Origin of the sequence: Legionella norrlandica (assembly GCF_000770585.1) — a bacterium.
Taxonomy (GTDB): domain Bacteria; phylum Pseudomonadota; class Gammaproteobacteria; order Legionellales; family Legionellaceae; genus Legionella; species Legionella norrlandica.
In genome coordinates, this window is record NZ_JNCF01000075.1 from 1 (window position 1) to 12,988 (window position 12,988).

Here is a 12,988-nt window from a genome sequence, read left to right on the forward strand (position 1 = left end):
CAGCAGTGACGCAGAAAAATCACCTTGATTTTACCGCGTAAAATCAACACATTTCAGAATTTTGTCCGATCCCGCCAATCGGGATTGGACAAAATTCTTTCCAAAACCCCTTGCGAAGCAAGCACCGCTTTGCTAATTTGGAATCAAGCATAACTGATGAGCTGGTGAAATTCCGGAGAAACGTCAACCGACGTCTTATGCTAAGCCACTTCATTCCCTAACTCCGTGGCTGGACGTTCAGTAGGGAAAACCATCTAGGAATCTCTGTCATCCGACAGGGCAACTCCCTCGGGAGTTTAAGTCAATTTATTTCAATTTGACCATGGACTTGTATGACAAGAGTCATTGTCTTGTCGTTTTTATTAATCATCAAAACAAGGAGGAAATAAGCACTCAAAAACTGTTGTAAATCGGCGAGATCGTTTGCCTTATAACGATTGATTTGCCCCCTACATCGAGCTTTATGGCTTTGGCCAGGTTTCAACTTTGAGTGAGCCGCTCGACCAACACTAAACCAAAGACAGGGCAAATAAATTTTTATCGGATGGGATGATGAGAAAATACAGCTTAAGACAAACTGCCAATCAATACTTAAAGCTCGGCAATCAAGGCAGCTATAAAATCAGAAAACAACGAGCATATGTCATTCGTAAAATGATTGATGACCTCTATACCATTGGTGATGTGCCATTTTCGTGGAAAAACATCCAATCACATCATATTCACCAACTGGTAGCTCATTGGAAAAACAATAAAATGCGTACCAGCACTATTATGAATCACATGACTATCGTCAGGCATTATCTAACCAGCATAGACTGCTCCATTCCCAATATAGACAATAAATCCCTACAACTTAGCAAAACCACTAGAAAACGTAAAAGAAAACTCAAAATCCAACACGACCACTGGCAATCATGGGAAAATCCAATACCGCGCCTTATCATGGCATTACAAACAGAATTTGGCCTGACCTTTCAAGAAGCTATTTATATAAAACCTGAAATTAACATCCAAGCAGACAGCATTTGGATAACCAGAAACATCGCGTTTAATTCCTTAGATAGAACAATTCCTATCAGATTTGAAACGCAAAAAGCCATCCTTAATGAAATCAAAATGCTGACTGATGGTAAATCAATTGCTGAATTTAATGATTATGAAGACACGAAACTTGCCTGGCGAAAGGCTTTAAAAAAGCATGCGTTACCGATTAGTAAAGCATACCGGTACCTCTATGCAAAACAAATGTATCAGTATCTTTTGCCCATATTAGGCAAGTATGAAACCTATTGGGTTATTCGCACCGAAATGGGCATCAAATCCCGTGATTCTTTATGGAGGTATCTCAATGAGTAAGTCCAAACTTAAAAATGCACAGTATTCCATCAATGAATGTATTAAGAAAATCCAAAACTACTCCCACGCCAGCCGAGCAGATATGAAACACATGTTGAATCGCTGTGTCAAAGACCTACACGAGCTAGGTTATATGGTAACACACATAAAAGGATTAAAACCAAAACACATATATATCCTGGTTGATTACTGGAAAGAACAGAATAAAAATCCCGCAACAATTAAAAATTACATGGCTAAACTGCGAAAAGTAGCCTCAGTGCTAAACAAGCCAGAACTGGTCAAAGAAGGCAACGACAACTATAAAATCAATGAACGAAATTATGCCCCTCAATATAATAAAGCAATCAATAATGTCGATTTTTCTAAATGCTCAGACCCAATGATCCGTTTATCCCTAGAAGCCCAATCTCTTTTCGGTCTACGCCGTGAAGAATCTATGAAAATTGTACTCAGTGACGCCTGGCAAGGAAATAAATTGGTTATAAAGCCCAGCTGGACAAAAGGTGGAATTGGACGAGATATTAAACTCACTAATGAACAACAACGACAATGGCTTATCAACGCTATAAAGCAAGTTCCTGCTGGACAATCCCTCATTCCCAAAGAAAAGACCTATAAAAATCATCTAGCTCAGTATCATGAAGTGATAGCAAAAATGGGGTTAAGCAAATGCCATGGACTTCGTCATGCTTATGCCCAGAGAAGATATATTGAAATTACAAAGTCATATGACAAAACAGGTAAAGGCCTTATATGCCCAATACAAGGAGGTAGAATTTACAAAGAGCTTAATCCTCTTGAGAAATATTGGGATAGGACTGCAAGGGAAATTATTAGCCAATCACTTGGGCATTCGAGATTAAGTGTTACGAAGATCTACCTTGGTTAACCATATGTAGCAATAAAAAAGCAGCTTATTTTAATAAGCTGCTCCAAATACACGCTAGTGTATTGCAGGGAAGTCTTCCCATCCAGAATACATAGCATAACCTGCATAGTCCGCATACTTAGCTATAGCCGCCTTTCGGCCATAGCAAACTGAAGGATATTTACGAAAATATTTTTTTTGTGGATTCCTTATTAAACGTCCGTGTAGAATTTCTCCCAGATAATGCCCTTTATGATCATACACCTCATCATCATATATCATACCAGCATGAATACCAGATGAAGTCCATAATTGATTGCCTTGTCGATAGCCAAAATATCTACCACTCCATGTCCATAAATATGTCATATTCAACTCCTTTGAAATGGACTAAAATTAAAATCAAAGATCACTTAACGATCTATGAGATCAAGTTAAGATCATAATTATGATGCCACTATCATTTTGTTTAATCAACAGAGAAACCCATTATTTTGAATAACAAACAAATTAAAACACAATATATTGTGTTTTAATTTAAATATTGTTTCAATTACGTTCATTTAATATCAACAGTAAATTATTATTGAATTCCAATTCTAGTTTGTTAATCTAAACACAACACAACTGATGAGTCAGTGCAATTCTGACGAAACCACCAGGTCTTGTGATATGCCATCTTGTTCCCTAATTCCATGGCAAAGCGTTTAGCAGGGAAACCCTATCAGGAGATGTCTTTACGGTTTTACGCCCGAGGAGTGCTTTAAGCACATCATCATTAATAACCAGGTAAATTAACCGATGTTTCGGTGATCTTTTTTGCATAACCCAATTAGGATGAATAGTCCTTTTTGGGGCTAATCCTCCCTACCCCAAGGATCTACCATGCAACAACAGGAACCAGTACAACTTGAGATTGAACATTTGCTCTTTGAGCTAACTTGTTGTGTGAATGATTTAGGCCGCCATCGACTTCAAATCAATACCCATGACATACAGCAAGCAGAGTTAAGTTTACACAAATTGGAATCCCTGATTTCTTTTGTTAAACAGTTCGATACTCAACGAATCGCTTGTTAATTGAAGTAATAAAAGTCTTATCCGCATAACAGAAAACCACCTGCCTATGCGGATGTTTTTCTGTTATGCGGCTCAAATTAAAAACAACAGGAGAATACAATGACTGCATTTTTAAACCGTGTTCAATTAATCGGTAATTTAGGTGCTGATCCTAAAAGCATCGCCGGAAAAGACGGACAATCTTTTGTCACCACCACTTTGGCTACTAATGAGTCATTCAAACAGAATGATGAATGGCAAACCAGAGTGGAATGGCATCAGTTGGTGCTTTTTGGAAAGCTGACTAAAGTCACTGAATATTTAAAGAAAGGTTCGCAAGTCTATCTCGAAGGTAAATTACGCTCCAATCAATGGACTGACAATGAAGGCAAAGCGCGTCAAGCCTTAAGCATTGTTGTTAGCCACATTCAGCTTCTCAATTCACCAAAATCAGCTGACGAATCCAGTAACAAAACCGCAGAAGAGCACATGGCTCAGATGCGTGAAATGTTGCAACAGGATTCAGAAGAAATTCCGTTTTAATCATACCCTAACACGGGAGCAAGCTCCCGTGTGGGATAGCTCCCTTAATACAAGGAGATAATCCCATGGACACCCCTTCAATCTACGTCGCCTGTTTAGCCTCTTACAACAACGCCATACTGCATGGTGTATGGATAGATGCTACTCAAAGCGAAGATGACATCATGAAAGAAATCTGGGAAATGTTGGATAATAGCCCAGAAACCAATGCTGAGGAATTTGCCATCCACGATTATGAAGGTTTCGGCAGCATGAGAATTCATGAATATGAAGGAATAAGCAACATTGTGGAATATGCTTCATTCATTCAAGAACACGGAGAGTTAGGATTAGCCCTGCTCTGTGATTACTCGGTAGATGATGCACAAACCATGTTGGAGGATCATTACCAAGGTTGTTATGATTCAGAGGTTGATTTTGCCAGGCAATTATTTGATGACTGTTATGCCCATCAAATGCCGGATAGTTTGATCTGCTATTTTGATTTTGAGACTTTTGCTCAAGATCTTTTTATCAGTGATTATTGTTCAGTATCCTTTAATGGGTTTGTCTATATTTTTTTCAATTATTAGGCTCCGTATGGGGCCGTTTCTAAAATGAAAATGAAAATATTGCATATATACAAAATATCTATTTTTTTCTATTAGAGTGCAAATTAAGAACAACTTGTGATAGATGTTACATTTTTTTGTTTACATAGATATTGAGTAATAATTGAATTCATTGAGCTATATTATATCAATGTAAAACTATTACAGTTTAACCTCATCACTTTAAATTTATTAGTATATTCAACACCAGAATTTTGAAATGCCTTGCATGATCCAGCAAATCCTTCCAGCTTTCTATTTTTGAATAGTACATGAGTCCCAAATTTATAAATCCATTCCTCATCATTTTTTCTGTATAGAGAAGAGTAATTTAATATTCCACACTCATTATTTTCATTTCTAACATTTACCCAGATATTGTTTTTGGAATTATAAGTAAAAATCTCCCTACGTGGAGAAGACCAACTTATATGACATCCTCCATCAGGTACTTCATCATGAAAAAACAATAGTTGTTCAACTGAACATGATAAGGTATTTGAAATAGGCAAATCACAATTTATTCTAATATACCCATGCTCATCAGCATTATAAAACAAATTAGAATTTGGAGTTTCTAAATTATTTGCTAAGGCTAGAAAACATTTAAGGAATAAAATAATTAAACAAATAAAGCGCATTATAAATAAATATTAAACATTAGGGTGAATTTTAAACAAAATAACAAGTGAAAACATATTAGTCAATAATTTTAAATATTACATTAAGAAGTATGACCACCGCTTTTTATTTATTGGCATTAGTGGAGTTTAAAAAATATACCAAGAAAAATTGCCTCTCGAATTACAAAAACTTGAATCTTAGTTTGCAAGATGAATAGTTAAAGTCGCTCAATATATCTCTATTAAATTACCTGAGGCATGTGGGTGTAATTTAAATGTGACTGATGCAGCTCCTCGGTTTGCTGAATTTTAAAGTTTGATGATTTAGCATTATTTGATTTAAATAAATCGCAATTGATCGGAATATAATACAGATCATTATAATGCTTCTTTATTACTTTATCTGAGCACTAGAGTTTGACTTGTATCCAATACGTGGTTGATTTATTATCGTCAGCCTGGACAATTTTGGATCATCCATGAAAATCAAATTATCAATCCTTTTATTCTTGTTAATGGTTTTAAAAACTTATGCATCTACCGCTTTTTTTCCAAAAACGATAAATGTATGGAACTCAAAAGAACAGGCAAAAATAATAGGTAATTGTGAAAATCAAGATAAAGGATCTTCGGATAATTCTCTTCCTAAGAGAATCCGTTGTCAGTTCACACAAATTAGTATTAAACATGAACCTCCAATTAAATCAAAAATGAATGCCAAGGAAACACTAGAGTTCTATCTGAATTCTCGCAAAGTGAAGTCTATTGAGGAATTAAAAAGAATATTATGCGCGGAGTTCAATAAGAGCCCAGAACTAGAAGATTTGAGCGATCCATTTGGTAAAAAAAGATATCAATCTTTTGTTCATTTATGCCAAAAGGATGGGAACATAAGTGAGTTTATTAAATCAGAAGTGGATAATTGGTCTGAAAACATAGTTAACATTAAGGAATGCTCACTATCAACGCAAATTTACTCTTTAGATTTTAAGCATTCATCTACAAATAATGACTGGATTTCTACAACAGAACCACAGCGCAATTTCTGTGGAATGATTGTGGTCACACGGTTGCATCTCGACCCAGAAAGTCCTTTTTGGCATTACTCAGATACCCACATTGTCACAAATCCAGAAGATAGTTTTGGGACATTGCCATCAGCGGATAATTCTTGTAGTAAGTTGCCAAAATCAACCACAACCACTTTTTATGGAGTACAAAAATTCATCAAAGAAAAAGGTTTTAATGCCAATGATATATCTTCCTCGAGAAATACTATCTTTGTTAAATGCGATAGATTAAATCTATTAAATTCAATATAAAATTATTGCTCTTGCAGTATCGATTTGGTTCCTAGGACTTAAGGAAACTGGGGAATGGCGAGCATGGATTTCTTTTATCTAATCCCAAGTTAATTAAATGAGGGTTTATTTTATGAATAGATACATTTACCTATGTAAAAGACTTAGAATAAGTGCAATTATAGATATCAACACCGAAATAAAAGCATAGATGTTCGCCCATTTTGCTTTCTCTTGAGGTTTTTCCGCTAAATCATTTGATTTGATTGCACAGGCCAGCATTTTTTCGTTATCAATTTCCTCTTGTCTTTCTATAATATCTCTCTTTTTTACTCCGCCAATAGTTCTTTTTGATTTAAAAGTCTTCGTATTTCCTCAGGACTCTTGGTTTGTATTTCAGCCCGGTATTTTAATCGCTGTGTATTATTAGCTCTAAAAATACTCTCGCCAACAAAATAAATAGAAATGAGCAAATAAATAACACTATATATGCATATGTTATTGAAAAATAATACTATATACAGTAATATGGCTATTGATTTGTACACTTTGCTTGTGTAACAAAGGAACTGTATTGAATATATGAAAGGAACTCAAAACATGAGCTTAAAATTAAATGATGTAATCGAGAAAACCCTTGAAGCCGTAAAAAAAACACCAAACCGGGAGTAAGTACCTCCGTCGAATTTGATCTCATTATATCTGATTCAACAAAAGATGGTCTGTTGATTACACCCACCCTTGGACAACATCATGATGGGTCTAGATTGAAATTCACGATAAGCACCCCGGTAAATAAATAAGCACTATGACTTAAACAAGATTTTGTGACTATCTTGTGCTACAAAGCACAAGAGTCTACTTTTTTAATATATTTCATTCCATGCCAATATGATCAATTTTTTACACTCATAAACTTTCTTGTTCTTTAGAGTAGTCCGATGATCTGCTAGCACAATCGATGCTATTTTCGATCTGAATCGCTAACAATCATTACTGTGATTTCATCAATCTCATCTGGAGTAATTTGCAATCATTATGGTTATGAATAAAACAAAACCCCAGCAAAATGAAACCATACATACTTTTAAAAATTAAGTAATTTGAGATACATCTGACTGATTTAAGCTAATTAAAAACACCCACAGGCGTATCAAAATTAGGTTATTAATTGCCCTATTTATAATTACCTAATGATTGCACGAGGTAAATCAGACCATCGTGTGGTATAGGCAGGCGATTTCAGTTCAGCACGCATCGCCCAAGGTTTTGAATAACCCTCTGCCGCGAGGCGGATTGTACTTCGTCCGTATTTTTGATTGATTTGGTCAAAGACCGCCATCAATTGTTCCGTGTGGTTTAGATGCTCGTCACTTGGTTGATGAAACATATCCAGCTGTCGTGGGTTTTTGGGAATTAAGTCCTCAAGACATACTCCTGCCTTTTTATAGTAATACCATGGTTTAAAAATGCGTTGCAGACATCGCTTGGCCATTTTGGTAATTAAGCGCAAATCATCTGTAGGATTAATCAGCTTAAATTCGATGGACTGAAAGTGCTGTGCCAAATCTTCGCGAAATCGGTTCGTATGCACAAATACAACCAGGCGCTTCGCCACCAATTGCTGGCGACGCATTTTCTCCACCGCACGGGCACAATGGCTACTGATTGATTCCTCAATCGAAGCAAGTTGAGTTTGCATCTGACCAAAACTTTTAGATGACATAATACTTTGCTTAGGCTCTATTGCCTCTAAACCGCCACAAGCAATTCCTTGAAGCTCCATGGCGGTACGCATCAACACGACGTTAAAACATTTCTTCAGAAGGTGAGGATTGGTCATTGCCAAATCATAAGCCGTCTGAATACCTCGCGAAATTAATTTATTGGCCCATTGCCGCCCTACTCCCCAAATGTCCCCAACGGAAATCTGTTGTAATAACCGCTCACGACTCGAAGTGATATTAAACACAGGGATTTTATAAACTTTTTTGCATAAATGATTGGCGGCTTTGGCTAGTGTTTTGGTCGGCCCAATGCCGATGGAAGTGGGTATTCCCGTGTACTTCAAGATTTTCTTTTGTAACTGCTCGCAAAACAAATCATGCGAGTTAACCGGTAAACTCCTTAAATCAAGAAACGCTTCATCAATCGAGTAAATTTCGATATGAGGCCAGGCTTCTTCAATAGTGCACATCACGCGATGACTCATGTTACCATACAACGTATAATTTGAGGAAAAAGCTTTCACGCCATGCTGTTTGCACAAATGTTTAATTTTGAAGTATGGCTCGCCCATGGCAATGCCCAATGCTTTGGCTTCATTCGAGCGTGCGATACAACAGCCGTCGTTATTGGATAGCACCACGATGGGGACATCCTTTAAATCAGGACGAAACAAACGCTCACAACTGGCGTAAAAATTGTTGCAGTCGATAAGGGCAAACATCTCAGGCAAGCTCATGTAAAACCAAAGTCACCACTCCCCAAATCACCATCTCACTGTCCTCTGTAATGTCAATGGGTTGAAATTTGGGATTAGCAGGAAGTAATTGCACCCTTCCCCCTTTTTTCGAAAGGCGTTTAACTGTAAGCTCACCGTTCACAGCTGCAATGACAATGCGTCCATCCGAAGGTTCTATACTTCTATCGACTAACAGCCAGTCGCCAGAAAAAATTCCAGCATCCACCATAGACTCCCCTGTGGCTTGCAAAACAAAGGTAGACGATGGGTGTTTAATAAATTTGGTGTTTAAATCAAGATACCCCTCGATGTAATCATCGGCCGGTGATGGAAATCCTGCTTGAATTTTGCTAGCAAATACCGGCAATTGATACGATACATGACTCTTTAGACGCTCTAATTCAGCAAGTTGAGATAATGATATACGAACTGCTTTGGTAGGCTCACCCCTTGGGCGACCCGCCCCTACTCTTTTTCCGCCTCGTGGTGACATGATGATTCTTTTTTTGATTTACGTACAAATATCATAGACAAGGAAAAATAAGCTGTAAATCCCGCCTCAGAACAACATGAGTTGAAATCAACACTAAGTCTTCGAGAATATTAAGAAAATTATTTTTAAATTTTTTATTCAGATAATGGCTCCATCGCCAATGGATGGTCAAAATTGGCTTTGTTCACTAAATTAGTCACTCGATACCCTTCCAAATCCTCATAAGGATAAGGTTTCATTAACGCCATTAATTGTGCTTTATCACATTGCGTGTTGTTAAGCCAAATGGCTTGAGCCTCTTCACCTAAAATCACCGGCATACGATTGTGCACTGGTTGCATCCATGCATTAGCATCCGTAGTAATCAGGCAACAGGAATGAATCACCTCTTCGTTCTGCTGCCAGGTATCTCGAATAGCAGCAACAGCCAGCAAATCATGATTTCTTTTTTGAAAAAAAATAAGGCTGTTTTACACCATCCTCTTGGTGCCATTCATAAAAGCCACTCATAGGGATTAAACAGCGTTTCGATTTTATTGCCTGACGAAAAGTCGGCTTTTCAAAAACTGTTTCGGCGCGTGCATTGATGAGATTTCCTAATTTTTTTCTGTCCGTTGTCCAGGAAGGAATCAATCCCCAACGCAATAATACGCATTGAATTTCATGACCAACGGTTTCAACAAGACATACTACATCAGCTCCTGGAGAAATATTAAAGCGCGGAGGAATTTCAATCGCATTGGCTAGATGAAATTGGTATTTTAGCTTGTCATAAGAAGCAATATAAGCAAATCGACCGCACATATCATTCTCAGCTGTTTTTTTAAGTGTAGCACTGCTTCATATTTCTTTGCCCATTAACGAAACACACTTTGGTAAAGGATGAATCATCCGATTAACTTGTAAATCCCACAAGAAGTTTGACAAACTACTAACAGACTTATCCACAGAAAATGTGGATAACTAAAATGAAATAACAGGCATTAAAAAATGATATAAATCAATGGGGTCAAGGGCTCTTATAGGTTACTGATTATTCAGTCATTATTTGGTATAATAAGATATCCACAGAAAAGGGATAAGAAAAAAGAATTTAGGCCTAATCATCTTATACAAATAAAAAATAAAAAAACAGTCTTGACTCGAACTATTTTTACTCGTTGGATAATTAAACTTTATATTTAAAATGTAGGTCCATTAACTTTAGCAATCTGCTATCAACCGATGAATAGAAAAAATTTAAGAAGCGAGAACGAAGTAGTAAAAATAATTCCTATTTTTCTTATCTAAAAATTGCTAAAAATTTCTTTAAAAAAATCAATAGTAGTATTAACACCAGCACTTATCTGTAGTAAATAAGCATATTCACTATCCCACCAAAGTGCATCATGTGGGCCATAATGATTGCTAAAGCTGGCAATGTAGATATTGCTCGTAAGCTCATGCCTCTTTGTCTTTAAGACAGTTAAGCCAAAATTACTATACCCACTATATGAATTCATACTAGGTAATCTAGACAGTGTAGGCTTCTTTATTGGAAAAGTGTCTTTATTTAAAATGCGAAACCATGCAATTTGGTTTTTCTTACCATTCTTTGGAAACATGACAAATTGAATTTCCTCAATAGCATCCTCACTACCATATATAATTTGGCTATCTGGAATGAAGTCAAAATCAAGATCCTTTATATATTTGATATCGCAATCAGGCTTACTACCTCTTAGAATATTATGGATTGGCCATCTTAAATTCCATAAACTTGAAGGTGGTTTATATTTATTTCTATTGATACATGCACTCTCCAGGCAGTTGTTGTAACGTGACCAGTAGGATAATTCGAAAAAATTCTTTTTTAAGATTTCAATTGATGACGATATAGGAGAAAAAAAATTACCCAGTTCTAAAAACTCTTCATCACTCAAATCCCCTTCAAGAAGACGAAGTTCAATATTAGTTCCATGAGATAGAAAACATAATGCTCTCGATTTTGAATAATCATAACCAATCCAACAAATATTCTCCTGATTCAATACATAAGGCTTCATTTCCCAAACCCAATGATCGTATAGAGCAGCATGATCTAATGTTGATAAAGGCCCAAAATCGTACAAAAATTGCTTGCATCTTAAAAGTGCATTTTTGTACTTAATATAGTAGTAATATGATGCAAAATGGGCCGAACACCAAGCAGACCATTTTTTAAATTGATAATGACTTGGTTGTTCATTATACGGAACATCCTCTTCCCTGAGTATAAAATCAGATAAAACTGTCTCATCTGAATTAGGTATCAAAATAACAAAATTTACTTTTTCTTGAGCTACTGTAGGTGTTATTTGATGCACTAAATTCATTTCATAATTCCAAGCATATCCAGATTGATAGTTATCAATAATTTTGCAGGACAAACTAATTTAAATAATTGTTAGATTGGATGTTCTTTTTCTGCCTCTTTTGTTTCATATATTTTGTCATTACTCATAAAAAACCCTGTTATCGATGCTCTCACATGATTACCGGCTGCATTTTCTACTTTTTTTATACAATGCAGAATATTATTTTTGAAAATAACCAACCTATTAGGTTTCGGTACAATATAATACCCAATTCCATCATCAGCATACTTATTTAATGCAGCGCTATTAAGATGGTACCCTACCTTTTTCTTCTTATTACTGATTAACGTCACTTCTGGGTAATCAAAGTAAAGTTGCGGTGAAGGATTAATCAGTAATTCAGCTCCCCAATTTATGTCCCAATTTGGATGGCAGTAATATACATAGGCACCTGAAATTTTGTACTTACCATCTGTATGCCAAGAAAGTCCTGAGCCTCTAGGATATAGATAAGGTCTGGCATAGAAAAAATCCCAATCTCTATCCTTCAAACCAATTAAATGAGAATAATCAGATGATCTTGCAATTAATTCATTTATAAATAAATCAATGGTTGTGTTTGTAGGGTAAATTTGCTCTGTTGTGCAAGCTTCAGGCCTAGGGTGAGAAATAGTAACGTTGCCCCATAAAGGGGAACCATCCTCAAGACTAAAAGCATTTACCCATCTAGATGAGTGAACAAACTTGAATTTTTCTGTTTGAATAAAATTCCAAATTTTTTCAAAAGATAGTTGCTCTAAGAAGTCATCAATAACCGCAAGAACATCATTGTTTAAAACTAATTTCATATCAATATAAAACTATTAAGGAGATACGTATATCTCCTTTATTTACCAAGGCATGTATTCATCCTTATCTTCATCGGCATCGATTCTATTAGAATAATATAATTTCATAACATCTCCTTATTAATATCCTTGAATAACAGTTCGGATTATAATTTCATTATTTCACCAAAACAATCATATTTAGGAGTGTTTTTTCACACTATGATCTATATAAACCCACAGAATGATTATTTATCTCATATTTTGTTTTAATTTAAATCAAAATTGCATCAGTCTTCACCAATCACAAAATAAATTAAAAGTGCTGTATGGATGAGCAAGAGAAAGATGCGTGAAGTGGCAGGGATTTGGGGAAGAGCCATGAACCCACAGCCTAGTGGGAAGTAATAAGTGTACCCCAAAGTGTACCCAAAAATAAATGACAAAAACAAAAAGAACGTAAGCTATTGATTTTACTATGCCGCTGAGAGGAGTCGAACCTCCGACCTCTTGATTACGAAT

At 36.0% G+C, this 12,988-nt stretch carries 13 protein-coding genes and 1 pseudogene; 6 read left to right on the top strand and 8 right to left on the bottom strand.

From position 1 onward, the window contains the following. The first annotated feature begins 552 nt into the window (after positions 1-552). Positions 553-1,359, top strand: coding sequence for a phage integrase N-terminal domain-containing protein (locus OK13_RS12245; RefSeq protein ID WP_011215135.1), 807 nt, complete (start codon positions 553-555; stop codon positions 1,357-1,359). Then, positions 1,352-2,251 (top strand): phage integrase N-terminal domain-containing protein, encoded by a 900-nt coding sequence (locus OK13_RS12250; protein WP_011213408.1) that lies wholly within the window; start codon positions 1,352-1,354, stop codon positions 2,249-2,251. The genes OK13_RS12245 and OK13_RS12250 overlap by 8 nt, the downstream gene beginning before the upstream one ends. Before the next feature lie 54 nt (positions 2,252-2,305). Here OK13_RS12250 and OK13_RS12255 read toward each other — a convergent pair whose 3' ends face one another. Next, entirely contained in the window at positions 2,306-2,599 is a 294-nt protein-coding gene (locus tag OK13_RS12255) for a 4-fold beta flower protein (protein WP_011213407.1), read from the bottom strand. A gap of 516 nt (positions 2,600-3,115) precedes the next feature. On the opposite strand from OK13_RS12255, the gene OK13_RS12260 reads away from it, so the two are divergent. From OK13_RS12260 to OK13_RS12270, 3 genes are all read left to right on the top strand, one after another. Next, positions 3,116-3,310, top strand: coding sequence for a hypothetical protein (locus OK13_RS12260; RefSeq protein WP_011213406.1), 195 nt, complete (start codon positions 3,116-3,118; stop codon positions 3,308-3,310). A 99-nt stretch (positions 3,311-3,409) separates the two neighbouring features. Further along, positions 3,410-3,832 carry a single-stranded DNA-binding protein gene (locus tag OK13_RS12265; protein WP_011213405.1) on the top strand — a complete coding sequence of 141 codons (423 nt, stop codon included), beginning with the start codon at positions 3,410-3,412 and terminating at the stop codon, positions 3,830-3,832. A 65-nt stretch (positions 3,833-3,897) separates the two neighbouring features. Continuing rightward, complete coding sequence (locus tag OK13_RS12270) at positions 3,898-4,404, top strand: antirestriction protein ArdA (RefSeq protein WP_011213404.1); 507 nt, start codon at positions 3,898-3,900, stop codon at positions 4,402-4,404. Between the two features lie 161 nt (positions 4,405-4,565). On the opposite strand, the gene OK13_RS12275 is transcribed toward OK13_RS12270, so the two are convergent. Next, positions 4,566-5,063: a hypothetical protein gene (locus OK13_RS12275; protein ID WP_011213403.1), complete on the bottom strand. Its 498-nt coding sequence runs from the start codon at positions 5,061-5,063 to the stop codon at positions 4,566-4,568. 461 nt (positions 5,064-5,524) lie between these two features. Between OK13_RS12275 and OK13_RS12280 the strand changes: the two genes are divergently transcribed. Beyond that, positions 5,525-6,367, top strand: coding sequence for a hypothetical protein (locus tag OK13_RS12280; protein WP_011213402.1), 843 nt, complete (start codon positions 5,525-5,527; stop codon positions 6,365-6,367). Between the two features lie 1,165 nt (positions 6,368-7,532). On the opposite strand, the gene OK13_RS12285 is transcribed toward OK13_RS12280, so the two are convergent. The 6 genes and pseudogenes from OK13_RS12285 to OK13_RS14880 all read right to left on the bottom strand — a co-directional run. Further along, positions 7,533-8,810 carry a Y-family DNA polymerase gene (locus OK13_RS12285; protein WP_011215134.1) on the bottom strand — a complete coding sequence of 426 codons (1,278 nt, stop codon included), beginning with the start codon at positions 8,808-8,810 and terminating at the stop codon, positions 7,533-7,535. Continuing rightward, positions 8,797-9,303, bottom strand: coding sequence for a LexA family protein (locus OK13_RS12290; RefSeq protein ID WP_011215133.1), 507 nt, complete (start codon positions 9,301-9,303; stop codon positions 8,797-8,799). The genes OK13_RS12285 and OK13_RS12290 overlap by 14 nt, the downstream gene beginning before the upstream one ends. Before the next feature lie 134 nt (positions 9,304-9,437). After that, positions 9,438-10,107, bottom strand: a pseudogene (locus tag OK13_RS16090) (SOS response-associated peptidase). 482 nt (positions 10,108-10,589) lie between these two features. After that, a complete protein-coding gene (locus OK13_RS12300) occupies positions 10,590-11,657 on the bottom strand; it encodes a hypothetical protein (protein ID WP_011213398.1) in 1,068 nt (355 codons plus the stop codon). Positions 11,658-11,728: 71 nt separating this feature from the next. Beyond that, the gene (locus tag OK13_RS12305) at positions 11,729-12,487 is read right to left on the bottom strand and encodes a 2OG-Fe(II) oxygenase (protein WP_011215132.1); all 759 of its coding nucleotides are present in this window, start codon (positions 12,485-12,487) and stop codon (positions 11,729-11,731) included. Between the two features lie 276 nt (positions 12,488-12,763). Further along, positions 12,764-12,988: hypothetical protein (locus tag OK13_RS14880; RefSeq protein ID WP_206538906.1), on the bottom strand; the 225-nt coding region annotated here is incomplete at its 5' end.

Coding starts and splice junctions, on each gene's coding strand:
- OK13_RS12245 (WP_011215135.1), top strand. CDS start 553: ATGAGAAAATACAGCTTAAGACAAACTGCCAATCAATACTTAAAGCTC.
- OK13_RS12250 (WP_011213408.1), top strand. CDS start 1,352: ATGAGTAAGTCCAAACTTAAAAATGCACAGTATTCCATCAATGAATGT.
- OK13_RS12255 (WP_011213407.1), bottom strand. CDS start 2,599: ATGACATATTTATGGACATGGAGTGGTAGATATTTTGGCTATCGACAA.
- OK13_RS12260 (WP_011213406.1), top strand. CDS start 3,116: ATGCAACAACAGGAACCAGTACAACTTGAGATTGAACATTTGCTCTTT.
- OK13_RS12265 (WP_011213405.1), top strand. CDS start 3,410: ATGACTGCATTTTTAAACCGTGTTCAATTAATCGGTAATTTAGGTGCT.
- OK13_RS12270 (WP_011213404.1), top strand. CDS start 3,898: ATGGACACCCCTTCAATCTACGTCGCCTGTTTAGCCTCTTACAACAAC.
- OK13_RS12275 (WP_011213403.1), bottom strand. CDS start 5,063: ATGCGCTTTATTTGTTTAATTATTTTATTCCTTAAATGTTTTCTAGCC.
- OK13_RS12280 (WP_011213402.1), top strand. CDS start 5,525: ATGAAAATCAAATTATCAATCCTTTTATTCTTGTTAATGGTTTTAAAA.
- OK13_RS12285 (WP_011215134.1), bottom strand. CDS start 8,810: ATGAGCTTGCCTGAGATGTTTGCCCTTATCGACTGCAACAATTTTTAC.
- OK13_RS12290 (WP_011215133.1), bottom strand. CDS start 9,303: ATGTCACCACGAGGCGGAAAAAGAGTAGGGGCGGGTCGCCCAAGGGGT.
- OK13_RS12300 (WP_011213398.1), bottom strand. CDS start 11,657: ATGAATTTAGTGCATCAAATAACACCTACAGTAGCTCAAGAAAAAGTA.
- OK13_RS12305 (WP_011215132.1), bottom strand. CDS start 12,487: ATGAAATTAGTTTTAAACAATGATGTTCTTGCGGTTATTGATGACTTC.